The sequence below is a fragment of the Butyricimonas sp. genome, assembly GCF_019423355.1.
Taxonomy (GTDB): Bacteria; Bacteroidota; Bacteroidia; order Bacteroidales; family Marinifilaceae; genus Butyricimonas; species Butyricimonas faecihominis.
On sequence record NZ_JAHZBP010000001.1, the window covers coordinates 178208 to 202990 of the forward strand.

Here is a 24783-nt window from a genome sequence, read left to right on the forward strand (position 1 = left end):
AATTTAGACTCCCCTCATTTTACGGTCGTAAGGTGAGGGGTGTTTTATTATTGTCTGGAATCCATTGTTTGGAATACGTGAAAACGGGTTTTACGTCCTCCGCCTTCGATGGAGAATTGTTCGGTGTGCTGGGAGCCGTTTCGGGCATTCAGACGTAGTGTGAGGTTATTGGTACCGGCAGATAGGGGCAGTCGGGTGTAGGAAATCGAGTAAGGTAGTGTTTGCCAGTTGCGGGTATCGGCTTTTTCGGTGAGGCTGTTAGCGATACCGACGGCAAAGCCTAGCCATTCGTTTTGCTTACGGGCAGAGTATTCCAGTCCTTTTTTGGCAGCCACCCGGAGGAGGGAATTTGAAAATTCCCGTACCATTCGGTCCCGTAAGGTTTTGAATGCAATTTCATTGATGTTTTCGGCAAGTTCTAACGTGTACGAGTGATTGTCCGTCACGAGAGTTCCAGTGGCATAAAGTGGGGGACGTTCCATGTATTTGGGGAACGCGACACGCAGGGTTTGCAGATCGGCTATGCTTTGTTTTTCATCATCACTGTATCCCGAGCCGAAGAAGAAAGGGAAGGTAAGTCCGAGGGATTCGTTGTGGAATACAATCGCTCCGTCTCCTCTTTTTTGTTTGACAAAATTTATGCTCCATTCTGCCTTTACCGGCCCCATACCGTTTAGCCAGAAAAACACGAGTTGCCCGTCCGTGGGTGTCGGGGAATGGGTGTATGTCGTGTTGAATTCTTTCTCGTATTGTTTTAATTCAGCTGTAAAACCACAATTATAGGCGGTACGCATCAAGTCCTGTTTTAGTTGTTCCGGGGTTTTCACACCGAAGTTTTTAATATAGTCGGACTGGTAGACCTCGTAGGCATTTCGATAGGCGATAAACGCATTGTTGTAATCTCCCGTGGCATCGTAGATCAGGCCCATTAGTAGATGAGCGAAAGCATCTCGTTGATACCGGTTCTTGTTATCGGGATACTTGTCGTTTAGCTGGTTGAGTTTGATGTTGATTTTACGAACCTCGACCAAGGCGCCTTCCATGTCATTCAGATCAATGTAGTTCAAGGCCTTGTAGAAGTTAATCATGATGACCTCGAAATCTTCCGGTCGGTAGGGGCGTGCTTCCGGGTTGGTCACCAATGCCGCGGCTTCAGCCCCGACATTACTGTGATACTCGTCAATCAGGTTCTCGGCGGTCTCGAAGTATTGATTGCTGTTGGTGGGATTGCCGAGCATGAATTCCACGTATCCTTTGTTGAGATAATAGAGGATGCGGTTTTTACCCGTGGCTTGTTTTTTATCTTTATCTAGGAGTTTGTTTGCTTTCTCGAAGTTTCCCGTGTTGACGGCTGCTTGGAAATCTGCCGTTCGCTGGTACCAAGTGGCGCATCCGGAGAAAAGAAAAACGAGAAGAACAATTAAAAATTGAAAATTGAAAATTGAAAATGAATGATTTACCTTCTCCAAGCCTCCTTCTTTGGGAAGGGGAGATGTGATGCATGAGCATTTTTTCCTTTTATTAAGGAGTGTTGGAGAAGGTAACGATATTTTCATCCGCTTGAATGTCTCTATATTACAATACCCGGTCGCTGATTTGTTTCTTGATCTTCTTGTCACCCATCCAGACAACCTCGTTGGTCTCGATGTTCGTGAGTTGAAGGTCGATCTGGTAAGTCACGACTTTTTGTTTCTTGTACGAGTCAACGATGCTGTTGATTGTCCCTTGCAAGATGAAATTGGCACCCAGTTCTTTTCCCCACTTTTTGGTGGTTTCCGGTGATGCGTAATCTTGTTGCTCGGCTCTTTCTTTTCGAAGTTCATTCCGCTTCTCTCCGGCAACAACCAAACGGATGTTACCATCTCGGATAATTGCTTTTTCCACGTCCTTAATGAAGGTTTCCGAGTTAATATGCTCGTGACTTTTGTTCTCCACGAGGCCGACTACCACCACGGGGCGTTTGTCGTTTGCTTTCAAGTATCTTGGAATCCAAGCTGAGGTAAGCAGGTCGCCGATCATTTCTTCGGAAACAAGCCGTGAGTCACTATCATTCCAACGTCCGCTAAGGTCGATGGTTTCATTCGGGTCTACCCGGGTGATTTTCCGGTTAGCACATCCGTTAATTAAAGCAATGGTCAACACAACAAGTGTTCCGATAAATATTCTTCTCATATTCCGTTGTTTTAGGTTTCTATTCAATTTCCACGATCACATTTTGTGTTCTTGTAAAAGTTTATAACAATAATTCTACCAAATATACGTATTGCGCAGTTTTATGGATGTTAATTAGATTTAAAATTGATGAGACGCCCGATCATTATGCCGGAATGTGACGTGATTCGTTGCAAATAATCGGGGAGTGTTTCTGTCGTGACGGACACTTTTTTGTCGGAAACCGAGGCGTGGAGCAGGTATATTTGCCCCTCATTTTCAATGGCAATGCCCACGTGGGCTGTGTCGAGTCCTTTTTTCTTCGTGGTGATCAGTATAATATCCCCGGTTTTGATTTGTCCTGCGAAAGGGAGTACTTTTTCTTTCGGAATATAGTAATATGCCCTGCCGTTAATAGTCTTTTCAATATCAATTATTTTTGTAACGAGGGTGGAATCCTGTATTAGTGCCGGGTACTTTTTCCAGTTTTGGGAGATGAAGGATACTTTGTTGGGGAAGGGGATACCTCCTTTTTCTTTCGTGATGTCTTCCAGAAGGTTCAGGCAGGTCATCTCGTATAACCAGTCGGAAGAGTAATGCAGGCGTGACGTGTAGTCAACGATCTTCCCGTTCCGGTACCGAATCTCTTGTAAATTCTTTTGGAATTGGGGAATACTTTGTTCTTCGTATTTATCTAGGCGTGCCAAGGCAATGACATTATCGACGAAAGTCACGCAGTCAAATTCTCGCAGGTTGACAACCAGCTTCTCTTGGGGATTGATGTCCAACGTCCCTCCCACGTAAGGCGTTTCGAGAAAATAGCGTCCGATGGCGACAACTTTTTCGTTGATCGGGAGTTTAGCTATTTCCTTTTTATTGGCGTATTCAAAGAAATGTTTTAGCAAAGTTTGATCTTTCCGGTACACGGAATCGGCGGGAGAGCAAGCGAAAGCCCCGAATGAAAAGGTGATCAGGAATAGAATGACTAAATTCTTCATAGCAACCGGTGTTTGAGAATAAAAAATGAGGAGTCGTGTGACCGACATCCTCATCTCTCTTGTGTTGTGTTTATATATTATTTGCCTGCGGCCGAAAACTGTTCAAGGAAACGGATGTCGTTTTCGAAAAAGAGACGTATATCCTTGATGCCGTATTTTAGCATGGTGATACGCTCGATACCCATACCGAGTGCGAACCCGGTATATTTTTCCTTGTCTATACCATTTAATTCCAAAACATTGGGGTCAACCATTCCACACCCGAGGATTTCCAACCATCCGGTTCCTTTACAAACATTGCAACCTTTTCCGTGACATAGTGTACACGATACGTCCATTTCTGCCGATGGTTCCGTGAAGGGGAAGTATGACGGACGAAGACGAATTTGCGTGTCCGGTCCGAATAGTTCTTTCGCGAAATAGGTCAAGGTTTGCTTTAAGTCGGCGAAGGAAACGTTCTCGTCGATGTAAAGAGCTTCGATTTGGTGGAAGATGCAATGTGCCCGGGCCGAAATAGCCTCGTTACGGAATACTCTTCCGGGAGTAACTAGCCGAATCGGGGGACGATGAGCCTCCATGTCTCGCACTTGCACGGATGAGGTATGCGTGTGTAGCACGATGTCCGGGTTCTTACTGATAAAGAATGTATCCTGCATATCACGTGCCGGGTGTTCTTCCGGGAAGTTCAACGCGGAGAAGTTATGCCAGTCGTCCTCGATTTCCGGTCCCTCGGAAATGGTGAATCCAAGTTTATTGAAGATGGCCAGAATCTCGTTTTTCACGATAGCTAACGGGTGACGGGTTCCTAGTTTTAAAGGATCTCCCGGCATCGTCAAGTCAATACCGCTTAAATCTTCTTCCGCGTTAGAAAGTAACTCTTTCAACTCGTTGATTTTTGCCAGAGCCGTGTTCTTCAATTCATTTAATTCCTGTCCCATGGCTTTTTTCTGATCCGCGGGAACGGTTTTAAAATCATCAAAGAGAGCAGCGATTGTTCCTTTCTTGCTTAAATGCTTGATTCTGAACTGTTCTACTTCTTCTAGGCTCTTCGCCTGAAAACCGGCTATTTCAGCACTGAGTTGTTTAATCTTGTCTAACATCTTCTCAAAATTTGAAATCTTTGGTGGACAAAGTTAATAAAAAAGTCTCATACATTTCAATTCTTTTGAGAACTTCATTTTTCATCCCAAATATTTTTCATCGTGTACGGTCCGTCGGGGAAAATCCAAGCCGAGCCGTCGGTCATCCGGGTGTGTGAGTCGAGGGTGGCAATTTTGGTCATGTCCTCTGGCGAAATGTTGATGTCCAGTGATTTAATGTTTTCTTTGATTCGTTCCGGGTGAACTGATTTTGGGATAATCACGATCCCTCGTTGTACTCCCCAAGCAATGATAATTTGTGCCGGTGTGCAATTATATTTTTTTGCCAAATCGATAATGATCGGTTCATTGGTTAGGCCGGGTTTGTTTTTGATGGGCAAATTACGTCCGAGAGGGGAATAAGCCGTCAAGTAAATCCCTTCAGACTGACAGAATCGAAATAATTCATTTTGTTGCAAGTAAGGATGCATTTCTACTTGATTCATTTCGGGCTTGTTTTTCGCCACGGCGATCAGTTCTTTTAATTTCGGGATGCTGAAATTCGAGACTCCGATATGTCTGCACAGTCCTTTTGCCTGCATTTGTTCCATCGCTTTCCAAGTCTCCGTGAGGGGACATTCTTCGAGGGAAAGTAAATCGGATGCTTGTCGCGGGTATTCAATGTCGTGTTTCAGTGCTATCGGCCAGTGAATCAGGTACAGGTCCAAGTAGTCCAGCCGGAGATCGTGCAAAGTCTTTCGAAGAGCCTCTTCCACGTGTTCCGGGGCGTGGTTATTATTCCATAATTTGGATGTGATGAAAAGTTCTTCCCGTTTCACGAGTCCGGACGTGAATGTTTCTTGCAGGGCAGCCCCGATGATTTCTTCATTTTTATAATAGGCGGCACAGTCAATCAACCTGTACCCGTCTTTCAGCGCGCTAATGATGGCGTCATGTAGTTCGTTTGCCTTGGATTGATAGGTTCCTAACCCGAAGAGGGGCATTGGGTCCCCGTTTCTAAATGTAATTGTTTTCATATTTATGAATCTTTATATTCCATTTTAGTGAACGAGATTTTCCCCGGAGTGGTTATACTTCTTTCCGGCTTTTTAGTTTCTTGTATAGATAATCAACAAGCTTGTCTTTCTGTTTTTTCGCCGTGGGGTATAGCAGGCAACCAGCCACTCCCCCGAGAACGTCGGCAAACAGATCCCACCAGTCTCCGCCCCGGTTGAAATATTTGAATTGCAGGACTTCGATAAGTCCCCCGTAGATGAAACTGAACCCGATGGCGATCAGATAGATTTTTCGTAGAGACAATCGAGTCTGATAGCGGAGTTCGCTGCACAGGAATATCGACATGATAAAGAACATTCCGAAATGTACCACCTTGTCAAGGTGGGGGATGTTTAATTTCGGATCAGGAATCGAGTCGGATGGAATAGCGCATAAGAAAAAGATTACTCCTGCCCAGATGATATTCCTCCATAATAAGGAGTATTTGCGTGGTATCATGTTATTCTATTATTTTTACACTGATTATTCTGACGTCTTTGAACGGGCGGTCTTGCCTGTCCGTGGGAAGAGCGGCAATTTTATCCAGTACATCGAAACCTTCGATCAGTTCTCCGAAAACCGTGTACTCTTTATCCAAATGGTGGATCCCGCCTATCGTGGTGTATGCCTTTCTTTTTTCATCATCCATGTAGAGCTTGTCCGTGTTGTTTTCCCATTCGAAATTGATGTCTGATTTGATCTTTTCCGCGATAGCCCGGAATTCAGGTACTTTCTTTTGAGCCCTCAAGGTGTCAAGAATGGCTTTTTTCTCCGGGGTATAATATTTTTTCTGGATGGCTCTTTTAATGGGGACGTTTATTGATTTCTCGATTTTGTCCAGTTCTTCCGGCGTGTATTTCTTACCGACCACGAAATAGAATTGGGCGATATCCGATTCTTTGAAGACATTTACCCGGTCCGGTTGGCGGGGTGCGGCTAAGGCTCCTTTTTTGTGATAATGGTGTGGTTTGATTTCCGCGTCAATCGTGACCCCTTTACCGTAGCCGATAGCTTGTCCGGCTATGGCATTTCGACTGTCGGAAGAGCCTCCCTGTACCACGAAGTTTTTAACGACACGGTAGAACAATGTCCCGTTATAGTGGCCGGATTTTGCCAGCCGGATAAAGTTATCCCGGTGTAAGGGGGTGTCGTTGTATAGTTTTGCTTTTAAGTTTCCCATATTTGTTTCGATTAAAACAACAGGCTCTTTCTCCTGACTTTTCGAGGTCAAGGGGAGTAGGGTGAGCGTTAGGGATAAAAGTGAGAGCGTTAAAAGTTTATACATAGCGTGATCCTTATTTATGATTTGACGATTTTGTTCACGAGGTATTTTACCGGGAAATGCGAGGCTAGGTAACCGATAGCAATCACCGTGATCATGATAATCAGAATATCCGATGCGATGACTTTCACCGGGTAAGCGCTGACGATGTAGCTCCCGTTGCCGAGAGTGATGAACCCGTAATATTCTTGTAGCAGGCATAATATGGTCCCTAATGCCAGACCGATCAATGCTCCGAATCCGGTAATCAGGTTGCCTTCCAGCTTGAAAATCGAGATTATTTTTTCTTTGGTCATCCCTAGAGCTTGATAAATCCCGATGTCTTCTTTTTTGTCAATAATTAGCATCGATACGGAACCGATGATATTGAAGGAGGCAATTAACAGGATAAATAACAAGATCAGGAAGACGGCCAGTTTTTCCGATTTCATCATGGCATAAAAGGAACGGTTCAAGTCATATTTGTTCTCGACTTTGTATGTCGGTTGTATTTGGACGGATAGTTTTTCTTTTGATGATTCTATCTGATTGGGGTCTTTTAATTTTATCTCTATTTTTGAGATTTGTCCCGGAACCCCGAACAACTCCCTTGCTGTTTCTATTCCGGTGATCACGTATTTACCGTCAATGTCTTGTTGTGCGGAGAATATCCCGAGCGGGTATATTTGCTGGCTGTTTAGTGCCGGGCTTGATGCGGAAGACGCTTTTCGATCCGGATAGTAGAATGTAACGGGAGAAAGTGTTCCTAATCTGATTTTTAAAGCAGCCGCGATGCCATAGCCCATGACGACGGCTGGTTTACCGTCCTTTTCGAGCGAGTAGATGCCACTAACAATGGAAGGGAGTATATTCACGTGTTCGGCATAAGTCGAGTCTACCCCTTTCACTACCACCGGAACCAATTTGTCGCCGAATTTTACGAGTGAATTTTCTTCCACGACGGGGTCACAGGAGGCGACTTCCGGCATTTGGGTCAGTTGGTCGATCAAAATGGAGTCTTTCGTGATGAATTTCCCTTTTGTCGGGGAAATCGTGAGATCCGGAGTGAAACTGTCCGTTGCTTCCGTGAGGAGCGTGTCGATTCCGTTGAACACGGAGAGTACGACAATAAGAGCCGTAGTGCCAATCGCTACACCGACCATGCTGATGATGGAAATGATGTTTATGGCATTCTGTTTCTTTTTTGAAAACAGGTATCTCCGTGCAATGAATATCGACAGATTCATCGTGGATACGGGCTATTGTTTCAACAGGGAATCGATTTTGTCGATGTAATCGAGGCTGTCATCCACGAAAAATTTAAGCTCCGGAATGATGCGTGTCTGCTTGCCGATCTTTTTTCCGAGGATAAAACGGATGCTTTTGTTTTTTTCTGCCAAGCTCTCCAGTACCTTTTCCGTCAGGTTCGACGGGAAGATACTAAGGTAAACTCTGGCGTATGACATATCCGGACTAACTCGCACTGCTGTAACGGATAACATGGCACCTGCGGTGAATTCTTTACACTCTTTCTGAAACATTTCGCTTAGGTCTCGTTGGATTAAGCGGCCAACCTTATTTTGTCTAATTGAGTCCATTCTGAAGAAAAATATTTTATACAATAAAATTTTTTACAAATATAGTGATTATAATTGATACTTTTATTATCTTTGCCCTCGCAAAACGGAAACGAGATGTAGCGCAGTTGGTAGCGCGCCACGTTCGGGACGTGGAGGCCGCTGGTTCAAGTCCAGTCATCTCGACCAAAAATGTAGACGCTCTGATCATCAGGGCGTCTGTTTTTTTTATGAATGAGTTTATATCTTCTTTGTTTACTTTTTCACTGTGAAGTGTGCCGATAGTTCGTCAGCTGAATAAAAACCCGTGTGGCGGAAGAACTCTTTCCCTTTCTTGTCAAGTAATACTTGGGTGGGAATTGTGGCGACACCGTAGTATTCAAAGAATCTTTTGCTCTCTGGTTCCATTAGGTTTATAAAAACTACATTTACTTTCCCCTTGTATTCGGCTTTTATTTTTGTCATGACTTCTTCCATTTGGCGGCAAGAGTGACAGCCCGTGGAACCAAATTCAATGAACGTGTAATCGTAACTCTTTCCGTTATGGTAATAGTTGTATTTTTGTGCAATCGTGTCGCTGATGCTTTTCTTGGAGTTGTCGGATAATTGTTCGATTTTACTTTGTGAGATGTAGGTGGCAATGTCTTTGTGAAAGATCATGAGAGAAAAGAACATCAAGATGATAAGTGCAACCGGTACGTATGTTTTGTATTCTTTCATGATTATATTTTTGAAAGGATTTTATAATGGAAACTATCTATTCGTAAAGCTACGAATAATATTCATGCGAGGCAAATGTTATTGAAATATTTTGGAATGATGGGGCGTGTGTTAACAACAAGGAACGAATAAACGCTCTTTGAGAGGGGGAAGGGTAAACACTGAATCCTTTGTTTTATAAAGAAAAAGAATTCAGTGGTCGTATATTGTCAATTATTATTTTAGCTTTTTTAAAGCTGCACGTTTGGCCAATTTAAAACGGATGGCTTTTCTTTCTGGGAGTTGAACAACTATTTTCGAAGATGGATTATAGCCTTTTCGTGGTTTGTAAGTCTTTACGGTAAGGCTACCAAAGTTCATTAACCGTACTGATTCTTCTTTTTCCAAGCATTCTAAAATAGTCTCGAAAATAGAAGAAAATACTTTTGCAATGTCTTTTCGTGGCATATCGGTTTTTTCTGCCACGGCTTTAATTATTTGTTGCTTGTTCATGCTCTTTTATTTTAAATTTATAGTATAGCAAAGTTATGTATTAAAAAAACAGGAAGCAAATAATTCAGTATGAATTATACCTAAATAGATGAATTAACGAATGATCGTGCGAAACGGTTCAAAATTATAGAATATTCTGCTGTAAGAAGGAGTTCTTTTAGCTTGAGGTACTTTGTTTTCATTATACTTTTTTTCGTATCTTGCGTTGTGATTTTATGATATGATAGATATTCAGGTTAAGTTGCATGATCGGTACTCCGTGGAATGTAAGGTTGGTTACCATGTCGATAGGGACACGGAGGAGAACGAGTTCAGGATGAACACGTGGTTTTTCGTACCTCATAGTTTGGATATTAATGCCTCGACTTATCCCAAGGAGGCTTTTTACCGGGACGTGAAGTCCAACGTGCGTTTGATCACCCCGATCTACACGTTGGAGGAGATTGCGAGTGGCGAATGGACGCCTTTCGTTTTCTTGGAGGATGCGTTCCTGCATTTGGTGGCGGATGGGACGAGGGATGCGTTAGCCTCTTACGAGTACCAGATCAAGATGTTTACATCCATTTTTAAAAGTGCCCTTCGGGGGATGGCGGGAGAGACGATTCATCATGAGGTGGAAAGTGGTGAACGGGAAGGGATGGTCAATCGGTATGTTGAATACGTGCAATTGATCGTGAAACGGTATCGGGATTTGAAGTCCATTATTAACGTGCCGGGAATTCCCCGGGAGGCGTTGAATTATTTCTCTTTCGGGGATGAGTATCTTTCCAATTTGGTGGAGTTTCATACGTTCAAGTTACTGGACGGCTTGAAGACGACGGATCCGGGATGTTATGATCGGATGGTGAAGTTATTGTTGTCTTTGGTACATTCGGAGATTGATTACAAGAAACAGAACGGTTATCTCGTGGCAGATCCGGAGAGTAAGGATCGGAATCGGACGGTGATCTATCGGCGGGGGATGCTGAAGAAATACGCGGAGAGTGATTTGTTCTTGAAGGCATCGAAGAAAAAAGATGGGGTACTGGTGGAGCAGATATATTATAGTATTGCGGCAGGACTTTCCATGATATTTGCCACGGTGGTAGCTTTTTCATTTCAGAAAAAATACGGGAATTTCACGATGCCGTTGTTCGTGGCTTTGGTGGTGAGCTATATGTTGAAGGACCGGATTAAGGAGTTGATGCGTTTTTATTTTGCCCATCGGCTGGGGAAGAATTATTTTGACCGGAAGACAACGATCAGTATGAACGAGAGAGTGGTCGGGTGGATCAAGGACGGGGTGGATTTTATCTCGGAAAGGAAAGTCCCGGAGGAGATTATCGAGCGAAGAGCCCGTCCGGATTTGTTGGAAGCGGATAATCGGAATGGCGGGGAGAAAATTATTCTTTACCGGAAATGGGTACAGCTCGATCCGGAGGCGCTAGGCGAATATAGCCAGTACGATATTGCCGGGGTGAACGAGATATTGCGTTTTAACGTGGGGAGTTTCGTTCAGAAAATGGATGAGCGGGACTACGAGCTATACGTGCCGAGGGGAGAGGCGGATTATGGCCCGATCATGGGAGATAAGATATATTACCTTAATTTCTTGATACAATTGCTACATGGGGAGCAGGTCGAGTACAAGCGCTACCGTTTGGTGATAGATCGGGATGGTATTCAGGAGATCCAGAAAATGTAAGGTCGTTTGATGGGATTGTTGTTCTGCCTGTCATGATGCCGGGGAGCATGAAATCTAATGGCTAAAATCGTGAAATCCTAGGTGATTAAGCGTATAATATTGAAAATATATTGTAGCTTTGCGGGACAATCAATCTTAATGAGCTTATAGAATAAAAATGAGAAAATGGAGTATTGACGATTCAGCAGAACTGTACAATATTAACGGTTGGGGGCTGAACTATTTTTCGATTAACGAGAAGGGACACGTTACAGTAACGCCGAAAGTCGGAGGACCGAAAATTGACATCAAGGAATTGATGGAGGAACTTCAGGTGCGGGATGTATCGGCTCCCGTGTTGTTAAGGTTCCCGGACATCCTTGATAACCGGATCGAGAAAATCTCTAGTTGTTTTCAAGCTGCGGCAACGGAATATGGTTACACGGGGAAAAATTTTATCATTTATCCTATTAAAGTGAACCAGATGCGCCCGGTGGTGGAAGAGATTGTCAGTCACGGGACCAAGTATAACATTGGTCTTGAGGCAGGCTCGAAACCGGAATTGCACGCAGTGTTGTCGATTGATATTGACGACGATGCGATGATCATCTGTAACGGTTACAAGGACGAGAATTATATCGAGTTGGCTCTTTTGGCCCAGAAGATGGGACGAAATATATACTTGGTTGTCGAGAAACTGAACGAATTGAGAAATATCGCGACAATCTCCAAACGCTTGAAAATTCGCCCGAATATCGGGATCCGTATAAAACTGGCTAGTTCCGGGAGTGGCAAGTGGGAAGAGTCCGGGGGAGATGTCAGTAAGTTCGGGGTAAATTCGAGCGAGTTACTGGAAGCCATGGATATTCTGGAAAAGAACAAGATGACGGATTGCTTGAAGTTAATCCATTTCCATATCGGTAGTCAGGTGACTAATATACGGCGTATCAAGACGGCGTTGAAGGAAGCCTCTCAGTTCTACGTGCAATTGAAGAATTTAGGATACAATATACATTTCGTGGATATTGGCGGGGGCTTAGGTGTAGACTACGATGGAACACGCTCGGCCACGAGCGGAAACAGCATGAACTACTCGATTCAGGAGTACGTGAATGATGCCGTGTCCGCGTTGGTAGATGCTTGCGAAAAGAATAATCTGGAGCAACCGAATATTATCACCGAGTCGGGACGTTCTCTGACGGCACATCACTCCGTGTTGATTTTCGAGGCACTTGCCAGTACAAGTTTGCCCGCTTTCGATGAAAACGAGGAAATCGACGAGAATGCTCACGAGCTGGTGAAAGAGTTGTATGATTTATGGGAGAACTTGAATCAGCCCCGGTTGATCGAGACATGGCATGATGCCATGCAGATCCGGGAAGATGCTCTCGGTTTGTTTAATCTTGGCTTGATTGATTTGTTCACCCGTGCGCAAGTGGAACGGTTGTTCTGGTCCGTGGCTAGAGACGTGTACGACATGGCAGTGGCCACGAAACATGCCCCGGACGAGTTGAAGAAAATCTCCAAGATGTTGCCGGATAAATATTTCTGTAATTTCTCGTTATTCCAGTCTTTGCCTGATTCATGGGCGATCGACCAGATATTCCCGATTATACCGATTTCTCGTTTGAACGAGCAACCGACTAAATCGGCAACAATTCAAGATATTACCTGTGATTCTGACGGGAAGATTGATAATTTTATCTCGACGCGTAATTTCTCGTACCATCTTCCGGTACACGAGTTGAATAATAAAGAACCGTATTATTTAGGGGTATTCCTCGTGGGTGCCTACCAAGAGATTCTTGGTGACCTGCATAACCTGTTCGGAGACACGAATGCCGTCCACATCAAAGTGAAAGGTGACGATTACGTGATCGACAAGGTGATTGAAGGGGAGACGGTGGCTGACGTGTTGGAGTACGTTCAATTTATGCCGAAAAGAATGGCTCGTACGGTAGAGGTATGGGTAACTTCTTCCGTGAAAAAGGGAATTATCTCGGCAGAAGAAGGACGGGAATTCTTGTCGAATTATCGTTCCGGACTGTACGGGTATACCTATTTGGAATAATTCGATAGATAATAACAAAATAAAGAGGTCGTGCCGAATTTGTTAAAATGAATCAGGCACGATCTTTTTTTTTGTAAATTTCCTGTCGTGTAAATGTTAACGTGGTTTTTACTTGGTCAGATAATCAGCGTGTTAATAAAAATCTGATTTTTAACACTATTAAATTTTACGCAAATGTTTGCGGGTAAAAAAAGATTTGCTAGTTTAGCATCGGTGAAAGAAAAAAAGCCTCGTGCTGTCACAGCAGGAGGCAACCAATAACAAATTTATGAAAAAAAATTGAAGTCTTTTCTTGAAATCCGATACAAAGGTATCGGCTTTTCTTTATATACAAAAAAATTAGTAGTTAAATTTCTGTTATATCGATTAATTTTCGATACACACTTTTATATACGAATACAGGGAGACAAAAGTTAGGATTTATACTAAAATAAAAATGGTCCGCGCTGTCTCAGCGGGGACCCAAAATACCAATAACAAATTTATGAAAAAAAATCGAAGTCTCTTTTGAAATCCGATACAAAGGTATCGTTTTGTCATCGTAACCTTGTCACTTATGTATTAAGTTTCGGTTACACTATGATTACATTCAAAATATATGCCTATATACGGCACATGAACGTAAAGGTTTCATAATTAATCAAAATTAATTCTTAATTGCAAAGGATCATCGGTGGTTAATTCTTCGAAAGGATTTGATACAGAGAGACCTAGAAGGCGTATTCTAAATTGCGTAAATTCTAAATCTTTGAGTAATTTTTTGGCTAAGGGAAGAATATCCTGTTTTGTTCGTAACTCGTGTGCCATAGTGACACTACGTGTCTTTTGGGTAAAATCGTGGAATTTGATTTTCAAGGTTAGGGTATGTCCTTTGAAATCAGACTTTTCTAGTCGGAGAATTAATTCCGTTGTCACGTGGTACAGTTCTATGATGACAGCGATATAGTTCGTCAAGTCATTCTCGAAGGTACTTTCACAGCCTACGGATTTACGGATTCGTTCGGGGGTAACCATTCTGGGATCGATGCCATTGGCAAAATCGTGATACAAGGTACCGGCTTTCCCGAAATTGCGGGTAAGGAATGTCAGTGTACATTTCTTGAGGTCAGCCCCCGTGTGTATGCCTAGTGAGTGCATTTTACGAGCTGTGACTTTGCCAATACCCCAGAATGCCTCGATCGGGAGTTTGGAGATAAAAGCGGGGGCCCGGTCAGGATGTATGGTGTAAAGCCCGTCGGGTTTCTTGTAATCGGACGCGATCTTGGCGAGGAATTTATTGTAAGAGATCCCGGCGGAGGCCACGAGTCCTAGTTTTTCTTTAATCTCTTTCTTGATTTCTCTGGCGACATCGACGGCTAACGGGATGTTTTTTTTGTTCTTGGTCACGTCTAGAAATGCCTCATCGAGTGCAAGGGGTTCGATCATGTCCGTGTATTCGTGGAATATTTCGTGAATCTGCATGGATACCGATTTATAGTATTCCATGTGAGAACCAACGAAAATGAGGTCGGGACAAAGCTGTTTGGCTTTCATGGACGACATGGCAGAACGTATGCCATAACGGCGAGCCTCGTAGCTGGCGGCAGCCACGACCCCGCGTTTCTCCGGACGCCCCACGACAAGCGGTTTTCCCCTGTATTCCGGGTGATCCCGTTGTTCGATAGAGGCGTAGAACGCGTCCATGTCGATATGAATAATTTTTCTGTTTTCCATCTCCCGTTTCGATGAGTAAATATACAACTTTCTCTTGAATTTTGATGTATATTTGCGGCCCCGAATACGAGGGGAAAATTAGGGTAGATAGTTAAATAATATGGAAAGAAAGGTTGATATTCAGGAACTCTCGAATTTCTTGATGGATTACACCACGAGTATGATGGGAGTCGGGGTACACACGGCGAGGGCCGTGAGGAGTGTTTCCCGTATTGCCGAGTCGTTTGGGTATGGGATTGACGTGACGATTTTTCAGAAAAATATTACCATGACGATCAAGCACCCGGAAGATTATTCTATCCGGCGAACTTACGTGCGAAAGATTCCTGCCTTGGCGATTAACTTTCAAGTGATTTCTGAGTTAAGTGCCTTGAGCTGGGAGGCTTACGATCATCATCTGTCGTTGGGCGAGTTAACGGCTCATTACCATGAGGTGATGAACGAACCCCGCATTTCCCGTTGGGTGGTGCTGGTTTTGGTTTCCTTGGCCAATGCGGCATTCTGTCGCTTGTTCGGGGGAGACGGGATTGCCATGATGCTGGTTTGTGCCGCGACTTGCGTGGGTTTTTGGGTACGGCAGGAGATGATGAATCGCCACGTAAATCATATGGTCGTTTTCGTTGTATCGGCTTTTATTGCCTCGTTTATCGCCTCGGCCGGGACCTATTTCGGTTGGGGTAAGACCCCGGATATAGCTTTGGCTTCCAGTGTCCTTTATCTGATCCCCGGGGTACCTTTGATTAATTCGATTATTGATATTTTGGGAGGTCATGTGCTGATAGGTATGTCTCGTGCGGTGAATGCGGCGATACTTATAATTTGTATCGCATTGGGGTTGTCGGTAACATTATTAATTTTAGGATTGGATACGCTATGAACTGGGATTTAGTATTATCTGTATTGCTTGATGGAATTTTTGCGGCGATAGCGGCTATCGGTTTTGCCGTGATTTCCAATCCCCCGAGGAAAGCGATTCTTATTTCGGCATTGTTGGCTGCCGTGGGCCACGCTCTTCGATTTTACCTGTTGAATCACACGGCCTTGGGGTTAATCCCCTCCACGTTATGTGCCTCGTTCACGATCGGTTTGTTCAGTATTTATTTTGCCCGGTTGATTCATTGCCCGGCAGAGGTTTTTTCTTTCCCTTCATTGCTACCCATGATTCCCGGAATGTATGCTTACAAGACAATTTTGGCATTGATTCGTTTCATGAGAACGGAGGATGAGGAAATTCTCCCCAACTTGATTGTAGAGATTTTCCGCAACGGATTGACAACCGCTTTTGTTTTGGCCGTGCTGGCTATCGGGGTATCATTGCCGCTATTCATTTTCCATAAGCAAGCGATTTCAATGACTCGTTTCCTGCGAAGGAGGAAAGAGTAGAAATACAGTGAGGTGATGACGGTTACTTGTGCCGGAGTCTCTAGGGAGTCTCGTTAGTAAGTTAACGGGAAGTCAACGGGAACTTAACGAGAAGTCGACGGATGGGATTGGTTCATTTGTGGTGGATGAATCATGAATTCACGATTCAGATATTAACGAGAGTATAGTGCATTCCCGAGGCAAGTTACTGGTAATATACCTGTTTGTCGGTAAGGAGGGGAAAAAAGAAAGAGGGAAACTTTCGTTTCCCTCGTGTCGTAATTATTTTTGGAATAATTTGTTCCAGTTTTTGTATTCTCTCTCTTTCCAAGGTCCGTTGTGGTAAACGTAGCTTGCGATAGCGGGAATAACGGTGGTTCCTTCAGCGTAAACCATTTGTTCGTAGGTAACGTCAACTTTACCCCAAGAGCAAGCCTCTTTCAAGGTAGAAGAAGAGCAAGCCCCGTCGCGAACATCGGCCACGGTGATCTGGATGGCGTATTTGTGCATCGGTACGTCGAATCCGAGGATTTCAGCACAAACAACGGTGTCTTGAGCGAAGTTCTTCGGGGTTCCACCACCTACCATGAACAAGCCGGTTGTTCCTGCCTTGATCTTGATCTGGGTCAATTCGATAAAGTCTTTTACAGAGTCGATCGACACGTGTTTGTCGGGGTGTTCCCATTGGTGTTTACCAATTCCGAATCCTGCACTACAATCAGAGAATGCGGGGCAGAAGATGGGTACTCCACATTCGTAGCAAGTCTGGATCAAGCTGTCTTTCTTCACGGCGTGTCCTTCGTGTAACCATTTACCGATTTCCCAGATAAATTCGCGTGATGAATAGGGACGCGGCTCCAAATTGTTAGCGATCTCGTAAGTTGTGTGGTCGCAAGCCTGTAATTCTTCTTCATCGATGAACGTATCGTAAATACGGTCAATGTAAAGTTCTCTTAATTGCATGTCAGGCACATCCTGATGTCCCTTGTAGTGTTTGTAACCAAGGGCCTCGAATAAGTCCATATCGATGATAGACGCACCGGTAGAAACAACCACGTCAACCATTTTGTTACGAACCATATCCACGTAAACCTGCATACATCCGGCAGCACTGGTACTTCCGGCAATGGTAAGAATATTAGTACACTCTTTCTCTCCGACCATCATCATCAGAATATCGGTTGCTCTGGCCGTATCGCGAGAGGTGAATGACATATCGCGCATCGCGTCGATCAATTGGGTTGAGTCATACGACTTGATGTCGATGTGTTTGATAGTGTCTTTTAATAAATCTTTCTTTTCCATTCTATTTATCTTAAAAATATAAGGTACAATTATGAGGACCTTATTGACTCAATTTCGTCATTTAAAATTATTTCATTGGTTTTGATATTTTATGCTCAATATCTGGTAGATTAGTTTGCTAGCTAAAAAGTCAGATGATTTGTTGACTTCGTTGGGGCAAAGTTCTACCACGTCCAAACCGACAATGTTGTGACGTTCGTTGATCAATTTCAGGAAGTTCAGCACTTCTCTGTAATAGAGTCCGTCCGGTTCCGGGGTTCCTGTAGCCGGAAGGATAGCCGGGTCGAAAACGTCAAGGTCAATCGTGATATACACGTTGTCATGTAATTTCTGGGACACCATGTACATCCAGTTGTTGCCTTCTTTGGCATCATGTAAATCGTGAGCGTAGAAAATACGATCCGGCATGATGTTCTCTTTTTCCTCGATAGCGGAACTTCTGATTCCTACCTGGGCCACGGTTGCCACTTCTTTGGCACGTGCCATGACACAAGCGTGGTTGTGGGTTGATCCCTCGTATTCGCTGCGCATATCGGAATGTGCATCCAACTGCAGGACAGAGAACTTTTCATAGTGTTTGGCGAAAGCCCGGAATGCACCGATACTAACGGAATGCTCTCCTCCCAAGATCACCGGGAACTTTTTGTCGGTTAATATCTTGTCAACTTGTTTTTCAACTTCCTGAGACATGGCTTCCGGAGATGAGGCCTCTGTCACCGGTTCCAAGGTTGCGATACCATGAGTATATACTTCGGAATCCGTTTCAATATCGTAGAGTTCCATGTTAGCCGATGCTTCAAGAATTGCATCGGGACCTTTATCTGCCCCTTTCAACCACGTGCTTGTCCCGTCATAAGGTACAGGTAATACTACAATCTCGGCAGTTTCGTATGCCGTAAACTCGCTGTCGAGTCCTCCATAATTTTTATTTTCCATATCTAATTGGGTTTATAATATTTATAAACTCCTTTCTTTGTAAAAAGGTTTGCAAAACTAACGAATATAATTGAGAATTGAAAATGGAAATTCGAAAATGAAAAACTCATTTCCATGTCATCATTTCCGGTTGTCAATCTGGCTGTTAACGATGTGTTTCATGGACTCTATGGTTTCCGTTTTATTGATATTCATAAGCTCCCGGTTGCGCATAATCCATTTCCCGTTTACCATGCTGGAACGGATGTTTTTGCTGTTGGATGCATAAACGATGGCTGAATACACGTCGTAGATCGGGAGCATATTGCTGGCATCGGCATGAATCACGATCAAGTCGGCTCGTTTTCCGATCTCAAGAGAACCCGTGAGATGATGAATACCGAGAGCTTTTGCCCCGTTGATCGTGGCCATTCGTAATGCCGTTCGGGCGTTGACGGCTTCCGGGTTGTAGAGGGAGCCTTTGGGAAGGAGGGCCGCGAAGCGCATTTCTTCCACCATATCCAGCGTGTTGTTGCTTGCCGTGCCGTCGGTTCCGATGCTGACGTTGATTCCCGCTTTCATGTATGTATCCGTGTCGGCGATACCACTGGCCAGTTTTAGATTACTTTTCGGACAGTGGGCAACAGACGTGCGGGTCCGGGCGTATAATTCAATTTCTTTCGGGTTCAGCCAGACGGAATGGGCCGCGATCACGTTCCTGTCCAGCAATCCGATCGAGTAAAGGTATTCGGCCGGAGCCATCCCGGTTTGTGCCGTGAGGTCTTCCACTTCTTTACGGGTTTCTGCCACATGGATGTGGAGAGGAATATTGTATTTCTCGGAGAGGACTTTGGCTTTTTGTAGCGTCTCTTTTGAACAGGTATAGGGAGAATGGGCGCAAACGGTAGGATGAATCAAGCTGTCCCCGTACCATTGTTGAACGAGGGATTCACAGCGAGCTATCCCTTCGTCGACCGTGTGAAAACTCGGCGTCGGGAAGTCGATCAGGGACTCCCCCACGACGGCCCGGATACCCGCTTTCTTGGCTTCCGAGGCGATGATGTCTTCAAAGAAGTACATGTCGTTGAAACACGTGGTTCCCGACTTGATCATCTCGATAAAAGCAAAGCGGGCGGCAACTGCCACGTTTTCCGGGTTCACCATACGTGCCTCTGCCGGGAAAATATGCTCGTTCAGCCAAGTGTGGAGAGGGAGATCATCGGCATACCCGCGTAACATGGTCATGGGGACGTGAGTATGTGTATTGATAAATCCGGGCATCACGATCATGCCTTCCGCATCGAAATACTCCGCGTTGGAAAATTCGATCTTTCCTTCCCTGATCTCTTTTATCTGGTTGTCTTCCACCCGGATGGAACCGTTTTTGATCACCTCCATGTCGTCATTCATGGTGATGATGCAAGCATTGAATATAATTGTAGTTGCCATAGCCTTAATTTTTATGCCAAAGTTAGTGATATTTCCGGGTAGACTTTGAAATGTAAATATGATTTTGTGTAATTGGATAATATTTATCAAGCACCCTCTTTTGTTTCGAATTTCATATTTAACATTGTTAAATGTAATTTTTTTCATTTTCTCAGGTAAAAATGGGGAGAGAAAACTGATATATATACAAAAGCTAATAAAGTTTATTGTAGAAAATATGAGGAAACGTGAAAACGATATTGAGAAAAAGGATTTGGAGATGGCCGAAGAGGCGATAAAGCAATCCGAGAATATAAAAGAGGGGCTTGCTTTTCGGGAGGTTGGAGAGATTGGGGAAAAAATGTCTTCGGGTAAGGTTGAAGAGATGGTGGAATCTGTTCATGAAGTGTCGAAGATCGATAAGAAAGAATCGGTTAAAAGAATGTTGACCGAGATAAAGAGACGGGGGCGTAAGAAACGAATGGTGCGTGTATGGTGGTCTGCAGGAGGCTCTGTGGCTGCGGCAATACTTGTGTTCTTTACCTTGACGCAATGGTTGCCGTGGGGAGAGAAACCGGAGGAGAAGAAAATACCCACGATTGCTTTAACCGAAATAAAAGTGCCGACTTTAATTACCATGGAGAATGATCATGATATTTTATCTTTAGAGACATTGGATTTGAAAGATGCGAAAGTGGGGTATATCGTTAAGGAATCGGGGCTATCGGAAGAAATAATTGATGCCGAGAAACCGATACGTTATAATCGGGTTGTTATTCCCGCGGGTTTCACCTATAAAGTTAAACTTGCCGATAGTTCTGTTGTGACCTTGAATGCCGGTAGTGAATTAAGATTTCCGAATGAATTTCGGGATTCTTTACGGGAAGTGGAGTTTTCCGGGGAGGCATATTTTGAGGTAAAGAAATCTGGTAAGCCTTTTGTCGTGAAAGCCGGGAATACACGAGTGAGAGTCTACGGAACGCGATTTAACCTGTTTTATTGTGAAAAGCTGGCATTATCCGAGGCGGTTTTGGTGGAAGGGAGCATTGGTATGACGGCGAATGGTAAAGAAACTAAGATTACTCCCAATCAACGGGTATTTTATTCCATGAAGGATTCATTGGTGCGTGCTGAAAATGTAGATCCGGCGGATTACGTCGGTTGGTTGGGAAATAGTTTTAAATATAATGGGGCAAGGTTAGATAAAATTGTTTTTGACATTGCCCAGTGGTACGGGGTAGAGATTCAACTTGCCCCGGGGTTAGAAAAACAAACCTTCTCGTTGGAGTTTGACAAGTCATCTACCGTCGAGTGGGTGGTGCGTGCTTTAGGACTGATTATTGACAAACCTATCAAAACAGAAGGAGGTGCATATTATATAGAGTAAATTCATATTTACCAAAAAAGAGAATCTTCTTAGAGAAGATTCCCTTTTAAAACATCACCAAAAGGTTCGATTTCTCAGGTCAGAAACCTTTGGTCGTTGTTCATTCATTACGACGTAAGTAAAAACGTTACATCTAATTTCTCACAAATTTATGAAAAAGAAAGTGGAAATCATCAAAACAGGGGCAAATAAAATTGCCGTCGGTATATTTTTGTTGTTTATTTCGACGTTGTGTTGCCCGAAACAGCTTTTTGCTTCTGAATTTATAGAAGTACAACAACAAGATCAAAAGAAGGTTACTTTAAACTTGAAGGACAGGACTTTAGTAAATATCCTATCGGAAATTAAAAGACAAACGGGTTTGGCTTATGGCTTCCGCGATAACCGGGATGCCACTTCGAATGAACGTTTTTCGATTCAGGTGAAGGAAGTCAGTGTCGATTCTGCCTTGACCGTATTGTTGAAAGGATCAAAGTATTCCCACCAGATCGTGGGCGATTTAATCCTGATCAGTACAAAAAAAGATAAAACTGCCGAAGAACAGAAGGACTTGATCATGGTGAAGGGAACGGTCGTTGACGAGAATGGGAACCCGATTCCCGGGGCTACAATTCTTGTTCACGGAACATCTCGGGGTATCGCTTCGGACATGGAAGGACGGTATTCAATCGAGGCCAAACCAGATGACGTGTTGAAGATTACCTTCGTCGGCTATAAGGATGAAGTAATCCCAATCAAGGGTAAGACTAAAATCGACGTCCGACTGAATCCAACGGTTGAAAATATCGAAGAGGTTGCTGTTGTTGCTTTCGGTACGCAGAAAAAGGAGAGTGTGGTTTCGGCCATTACGACAGTGGATGCTTCCATGTTGAAGTCTTCCAATAGTGATCTGACCTCCCAGTTTGCTGGGAAAATTGCCGGTATGATTGGTTGGCAACAGGGAGGTATTCCCGGAGCCTTGACCGAGGAGGAAATGAATACGAAGTTTTACATTCGCGGTATTACTTCTTTTCAATCGGGAGCAAATATTGATCCGCTGATTCTGTTGGATGGGGTGGAGGCCTCTAAGTTGGATTTGGCCCGTATTGATCCGGAGGATATTGAAACGTTTAGTGTGATGAAGGATGCTTCTGCCACGGCGATGTATGGTGCTAGGGGGGCAAACGGGGTAATTATAGTGACGACCAAGAAAGGGCAGGAAGGTTCGGTCTATACTTCTGTTCGTTATGAGGCGATAGCAACGATGCCGACAGATGAGATTGATGTCGTGGACCCGATCACGTGGATGGAAATGTATAATCAAGCTCTGTTGAGCCGAGATCCTAATGCCACTCCTAAATATTCGGCAGAGCGAATTTCCAGAACAGGAAGTAAGAAATATCCTGATTTCGTTTATCCGACCAATGACTGGTACGATGTCTTGTTCAAAAATTTCTCGATAAACCATCACATGGGAATTAACATTCGTGGGGGATCAAAAGTGATTCAGTACTATGCTTCCGTTAATCATAACCGGGATGAAGGGATGTTGAAGACCGACCGATTGAATCAATTTAAGGTGAATATTAAGAATAATAATACTTCTTTTCGGTTGAATTTGAATATCGATTTGAGTAAAGGCATTAAATTGGTTGTAAATTCTTTCACCACGCTCGATTCTTACCATGGGCCTTTGGAAGATGTAAAAACAGCCTATTCTTTGGCTTTTTATGCTAATCCGGTGGATTTTTCCCCGACTTACCCGGCTGATGACACGTACAATTGGCCGCATTTACGTTTTGGAAAGTCGCGGGATAGCGAGAATCCGTACGCCTTGATCCAGCGGGGATACGTGGATCGGAGCCGTTTTTCCACGATAAACCGTTTGGAATACATCCAGAATCTCTCTTTTCTGTTGAAAGGACTTGAATTCCGGGGAGATGTTTCTTTCAGTCAAGCCGGTTATTATTCCAATCCATACATGACAACGCCTTTCTACTATAGTTTGTTAGATTATGATCATGTTACTGGTAAACATACTTTAGAAGCATTAAATCCGGATGAGGGAAAAAGAACTTTATCCAAGGGGAATGGAACAACAACCGGATCGAATCAGCTGGCTTATAATATTAAGATTCTGCACACGGCGGCATGGAAAGACCACACGACTTCTTATTTGGCCGTGTTATCCGGACAAGAGTCCCTTCAGTCTACTCCCAATAGCGTATTGGACGGTATCCGTCGACGTAATCTAGGGTTATCCATGCGTCTTTCATACGGATACAAGGAACGGTATTATCTTGAAGGTAGTTTCGGTTATAATGGTTCAGAACGTTTTGCGAAGGATCATCGGATGGGATTCTTCCCTTCGGTTGGAGGTGCATGGGTTGTTTCCAAGGAGCCGTTTTTATTGAGTTCGTCTAAATGGTTGTCATTTTTGAAACTGAGATTATCTTATGGAAAAGTCGGGAATGATGGTATCATTAATACCCCGCGTTTCGTGCATCTTCCGAGCATAGGGCAAGATCAACCGTCTGGTTCGTTCCGCCCGGGATTAGGACAGATTTCGAGATATAGAATCACCGGTTATCAAAATAATGATGTGACTTGGGAAATTGCAGAACAGGCGAATCTGGGACTTGAAACCAAGTTTTTTAATGGCTTGTTTGAGGCTACGGTTGATATCTATCAACAAGTTCGTCATAACGTGTTGGCTAACCGTACGGTTATTCCGGAAGCGATGGGACTGGGACTCCAACCATTGGATAATATTGGTAAAGTTCGATCTCGCGGGCTTGATTTTGCGGGTAAGATTCAGCATGCTTTCAATTCGGATCTTTGGGTAATTCTAAATGGTACGTTTACCTATAGTAAAGCAACCTATCGGGAAATCGAAGAAGCTGCCGATAAGCCGGAGTGGCAATGGAAAAAGGGACACGACATTTCGCAACAGGTCGGTTATATTGCCGAGGGGTTGTTCCGTGACCAGATGGAGATCGACAACTCTCCGGTTCAAGGTGGAGATTTAATGCCGGGAGATATTCGTTACCGGGATATTAATGACGATGGCGTGATAGATGTGAAAGATGCTGTGCATATCGGTTTTCCGACAACGCCCCGTATCATTTACGGATTTAATGGTTTTATCAATTACAAAGGACTGGAATTCAGTTTTGCTTTCCAAGGGTCCGGACAGCGAGGATTCTTTATTAATCCGGCAGCGATCTCTCCTTTTTATGGGAATCATGCTTTGCTGACGGCGATTTATAAGGATCACTGGTCTGTGGATAATCAGGCGGAAAGACCGTTATGGCCCCGGTTATCGACAAAGAGTATCACGGCTCACAATCCACAGGAAGATTATACAACAGATAAAGAAACCCGAATGAGTACCTATTTTTTGAAAGAGTGCCGTTTCTTGCGTTGTACGTCGTTGGAATTAGGATATAATCTTCCAAAAAAGTGGTCACGTAAATTGGCATTGAAGAACTTAAAGGTGTATGTGCGTGCCAATAACCCGTTCTTAATCTCGAACTTTGATCTTTGGGATGTGGAGTTAGGAGGAAATGGATTTAATTATCCGATACAAAAAACCTATTCGGTTGGTTTGAATGTAAACTTTTAAT

At 43.8% G+C, this 24783-nt stretch carries 21 protein-coding genes and 1 tRNA gene; 7 read left to right on the forward strand and 15 right to left on the reverse strand.

Annotation, left to right across the window (positions count from 1 at the left end; all coding sequences use genetic code 11):
* Positions 1–47 precede the first annotated feature (47 nt).
* From QVC79_RS00775 to rbfA, 9 genes are all read right to left on the reverse strand, one after another.
* Positions 48–1469 carry a COG3014 family protein gene (locus tag QVC79_RS00775; RefSeq protein ID WP_270595616.1) on the reverse strand — a complete coding sequence of 474 codons (1422 nt, stop codon included), beginning with the start codon at positions 1467–1469 and terminating at the stop codon, positions 48–50.
* A 106-nt stretch (positions 1470–1575) separates the two neighbouring features.
* Entirely contained in the window at positions 1576–2172 is a 597-nt protein-coding gene (locus QVC79_RS00780) for a penicillin-binding protein activator LpoB (RefSeq protein WP_270595615.1), read from the reverse strand.
* 110 nt (positions 2173–2282) lie between these two features.
* Positions 2283–3149 (reverse strand): N-acetylmuramoyl-L-alanine amidase-like domain-containing protein, encoded by an 867-nt coding sequence (locus tag QVC79_RS00785; protein WP_270595614.1) that lies wholly within the window; start codon positions 3147–3149, stop codon positions 2283–2285.
* A gap of 77 nt (positions 3150–3226) precedes the next feature.
* Positions 3227–4249 (reverse strand): phenylalanine--tRNA ligase subunit alpha, encoded by a 1023-nt coding sequence (pheS, locus tag QVC79_RS00790; RefSeq protein WP_027201321.1) that lies wholly within the window; start codon positions 4247–4249, stop codon positions 3227–3229.
* A 74-nt stretch (positions 4250–4323) separates the two neighbouring features.
* Positions 4324–5265 carry an aldo/keto reductase gene (locus tag QVC79_RS00795; RefSeq protein ID WP_151411960.1) on the reverse strand — a complete coding sequence of 314 codons (942 nt, stop codon included), beginning with the start codon at positions 5263–5265 and terminating at the stop codon, positions 4324–4326.
* Between the two features lie 52 nt (positions 5266–5317).
* A complete protein-coding gene (locus tag QVC79_RS00800; RefSeq protein ID WP_124316307.1) occupies positions 5318–5743 on the reverse strand; it encodes a VanZ family protein in 426 nt (141 codons plus the stop codon).
* Between the two features lies 1 nt (position 5744).
* On the reverse strand, positions 5745–6569 hold the full coding sequence (locus QVC79_RS00805) for a peptidylprolyl isomerase (RefSeq protein ID WP_270595613.1): 825 nt from the start codon (positions 6567–6569) through the stop codon (positions 5745–5747).
* A gap of 14 nt (positions 6570–6583) precedes the next feature.
* Positions 6584–7792: an ABC transporter permease gene (locus tag QVC79_RS00810; RefSeq protein WP_270595612.1), complete on the reverse strand. Its 1209-nt coding sequence runs from the start codon at positions 7790–7792 to the stop codon at positions 6584–6586.
* A 12-nt stretch (positions 7793–7804) separates the two neighbouring features.
* Positions 7805–8143, reverse strand: coding sequence for a 30S ribosome-binding factor RbfA (gene rbfA, locus QVC79_RS00815; RefSeq protein WP_087419095.1), 339 nt, complete (start codon positions 8141–8143; stop codon positions 7805–7807).
* Between the two features lie 92 nt (positions 8144–8235).
* Here rbfA and QVC79_RS00820 point away from each other — a divergent pair.
* A tRNA-Pro gene (locus QVC79_RS00820) sits at positions 8236–8311 on the forward strand.
* Between the two features lie 66 nt (positions 8312–8377).
* Here the strand turns inward: QVC79_RS00820 and QVC79_RS00825 are convergent.
* On the reverse strand, positions 8378–8842 hold the full coding sequence (locus QVC79_RS00825; protein WP_270595611.1) for a thioredoxin family protein: 465 nt from the start codon (positions 8840–8842) through the stop codon (positions 8378–8380).
* 216 nt (positions 8843–9058) lie between these two features.
* A complete protein-coding gene (locus QVC79_RS00830) occupies positions 9059–9334 on the reverse strand; it encodes an HU family DNA-binding protein (protein ID WP_124316303.1) in 276 nt (91 codons plus the stop codon).
* Between the two features lie 220 nt (positions 9335–9554).
* Here QVC79_RS00830 and QVC79_RS00835 point away from each other — a divergent pair, with 220 nt between their 5' ends.
* A complete protein-coding gene (locus tag QVC79_RS00835) occupies positions 9555–11018 on the forward strand; it encodes a hypothetical protein (protein ID WP_124316302.1) in 1464 nt (487 codons plus the stop codon).
* 157 nt (positions 11019–11175) lie between these two features.
* Positions 11176–13068, forward strand: a complete 1893-nt coding sequence (speA, locus tag QVC79_RS00840; RefSeq protein WP_087419088.1) for a biosynthetic arginine decarboxylase — start codon at positions 11176–11178, stop codon at positions 13066–13068.
* 636 nt (positions 13069–13704) lie between these two features.
* Here speA and dinB read toward each other — a convergent pair.
* Positions 13705–14781, reverse strand: coding sequence for a DNA polymerase IV (dinB, locus tag QVC79_RS00845; RefSeq protein WP_270595610.1), 1077 nt, complete (start codon positions 14779–14781; stop codon positions 13705–13707).
* Positions 14782–14881: 100 nt separating this feature from the next.
* On the opposite strand from dinB, the gene QVC79_RS00850 reads away from it, so the two are divergent.
* Both QVC79_RS00850 and QVC79_RS00855 read left to right on the forward strand, forming a co-directional pair.
* The gene (locus QVC79_RS00850) at positions 14882–15658 is read left to right on the forward strand and encodes a threonine/serine exporter family protein (protein WP_087419087.1); all 777 of its coding nucleotides are present in this window, start codon (positions 14882–14884) and stop codon (positions 15656–15658) included.
* Positions 15655–16164, forward strand: coding sequence for a threonine/serine exporter family protein (locus tag QVC79_RS00855; RefSeq protein WP_087419086.1), 510 nt, complete (start codon positions 15655–15657; stop codon positions 16162–16164). Before QVC79_RS00850 ends, QVC79_RS00855 begins: the two co-directional genes overlap by 4 nt.
* A 261-nt stretch (positions 16165–16425) precedes the next feature.
* On the opposite strand, the gene QVC79_RS00860 is transcribed toward QVC79_RS00855, so the two are convergent.
* From QVC79_RS00860 to QVC79_RS00870, 3 genes are all read right to left on the reverse strand, one after another.
* Positions 16426–17448: a 1,9-bis(guanidino)-5-aza-nonane synthase gene (locus QVC79_RS00860; RefSeq protein ID WP_087419085.1), complete on the reverse strand. Its 1023-nt coding sequence runs from the start codon at positions 17446–17448 to the stop codon at positions 16426–16428.
* Between the two features lie 72 nt (positions 17449–17520).
* The gene (speB, locus tag QVC79_RS00865) at positions 17521–18384 is read right to left on the reverse strand and encodes an agmatinase (RefSeq protein ID WP_087419084.1); all 864 of its coding nucleotides are present in this window, start codon (positions 18382–18384) and stop codon (positions 17521–17523) included.
* 120 nt (positions 18385–18504) lie between these two features.
* On the reverse strand, positions 18505–19812 hold the full coding sequence (locus QVC79_RS00870; RefSeq protein ID WP_270595608.1) for an amidohydrolase family protein: 1308 nt from the start codon (positions 19810–19812) through the stop codon (positions 18505–18507).
* 217 nt (positions 19813–20029) lie between these two features.
* On the opposite strand from QVC79_RS00870, the gene QVC79_RS00875 reads away from it, so the two are divergent.
* On the forward strand, positions 20030–21178 hold the full coding sequence (locus QVC79_RS00875; protein ID WP_270595607.1) for a FecR family protein: 1149 nt from the start codon (positions 20030–20032) through the stop codon (positions 21176–21178).
* 151 nt (positions 21179–21329) lie between these two features.
* Positions 21330–24782: a TonB-dependent receptor gene (locus QVC79_RS00880; protein WP_124317719.1), complete on the forward strand. Its 3453-nt coding sequence runs from the start codon at positions 21330–21332 to the stop codon at positions 24780–24782.
* Position 24783 lies beyond the last annotated feature (1 nt).

Bases quoted from the DNA above. Each gene is read 5' to 3' on its own strand.
- QVC79_RS00780 (WP_270595615.1), bottom strand. From the start codon at position 2,172: ATGAGAAGAATATTTATCGGAACACTTGTTGTGTTGACCATTGCTTTA.
- QVC79_RS00785 (WP_270595614.1), bottom strand. From the start codon at position 3,149: ATGAAGAATTTAGTCATTCTATTCCTGATCACCTTTTCATTCGGGGCT.
- pheS (WP_027201321.1), bottom strand. From the start codon at position 4,249: ATGTTAGACAAGATTAAACAACTCAGTGCTGAAATAGCCGGTTTTCAG.
- QVC79_RS00795 (WP_151411960.1), bottom strand. From the start codon at position 5,265: ATGAAAACAATTACATTTAGAAACGGGGACCCAATGCCCCTCTTCGGG.
- QVC79_RS00800 (WP_124316307.1), bottom strand. From the start codon at position 5,743: ATGATACCACGCAAATACTCCTTATTATGGAGGAATATCATCTGGGCA.
- QVC79_RS00805 (WP_270595613.1), bottom strand. From the start codon at position 6,569: ATGTATAAACTTTTAACGCTCTCACTTTTATCCCTAACGCTCACCCTA.
- QVC79_RS00810 (WP_270595612.1), bottom strand. From the start codon at position 7,792: ATGAATCTGTCGATATTCATTGCACGGAGATACCTGTTTTCAAAAAAG.
- rbfA (WP_087419095.1), bottom strand. From the start codon at position 8,143: ATGGACTCAATTAGACAAAATAAGGTTGGCCGCTTAATCCAACGAGAC.
- QVC79_RS00825 (WP_270595611.1), bottom strand. From the start codon at position 8,842: ATGAAAGAATACAAAACATACGTACCGGTTGCACTTATCATCTTGATG.
- QVC79_RS00830 (WP_124316303.1), bottom strand. From the start codon at position 9,334: ATGAACAAGCAACAAATAATTAAAGCCGTGGCAGAAAAAACCGATATG.
- QVC79_RS00835 (WP_124316302.1), top strand. From the start codon at position 9,555: ATGATAGATATTCAGGTTAAGTTGCATGATCGGTACTCCGTGGAATGT.
- speA (WP_087419088.1), top strand. From the start codon at position 11,176: ATGAGAAAATGGAGTATTGACGATTCAGCAGAACTGTACAATATTAAC.
- dinB (WP_270595610.1), bottom strand. From the start codon at position 14,781: ATGGAAAACAGAAAAATTATTCATATCGACATGGACGCGTTCTACGCC.
- QVC79_RS00850 (WP_087419087.1), top strand. From the start codon at position 14,882: ATGGAAAGAAAGGTTGATATTCAGGAACTCTCGAATTTCTTGATGGAT.
- QVC79_RS00855 (WP_087419086.1), top strand. From the start codon at position 15,655: ATGAACTGGGATTTAGTATTATCTGTATTGCTTGATGGAATTTTTGCG.
- QVC79_RS00860 (WP_087419085.1), bottom strand. From the start codon at position 17,448: ATGGAAAAGAAAGATTTATTAAAAGACACTATCAAACACATCGACATC.
- speB (WP_087419084.1), bottom strand. From the start codon at position 18,384: ATGGAAAATAAAAATTATGGAGGACTCGACAGCGAGTTTACGGCATAC.
- QVC79_RS00870 (WP_270595608.1), bottom strand. From the start codon at position 19,812: ATGGCAACTACAATTATATTCAATGCTTGCATCATCACCATGAATGAC.
- QVC79_RS00875 (WP_270595607.1), top strand. From the start codon at position 20,030: ATGAGGAAACGTGAAAACGATATTGAGAAAAAGGATTTGGAGATGGCC.
- QVC79_RS00880 (WP_124317719.1), top strand. From the start codon at position 21,330: ATGAAAAAGAAAGTGGAAATCATCAAAACAGGGGCAAATAAAATTGCC.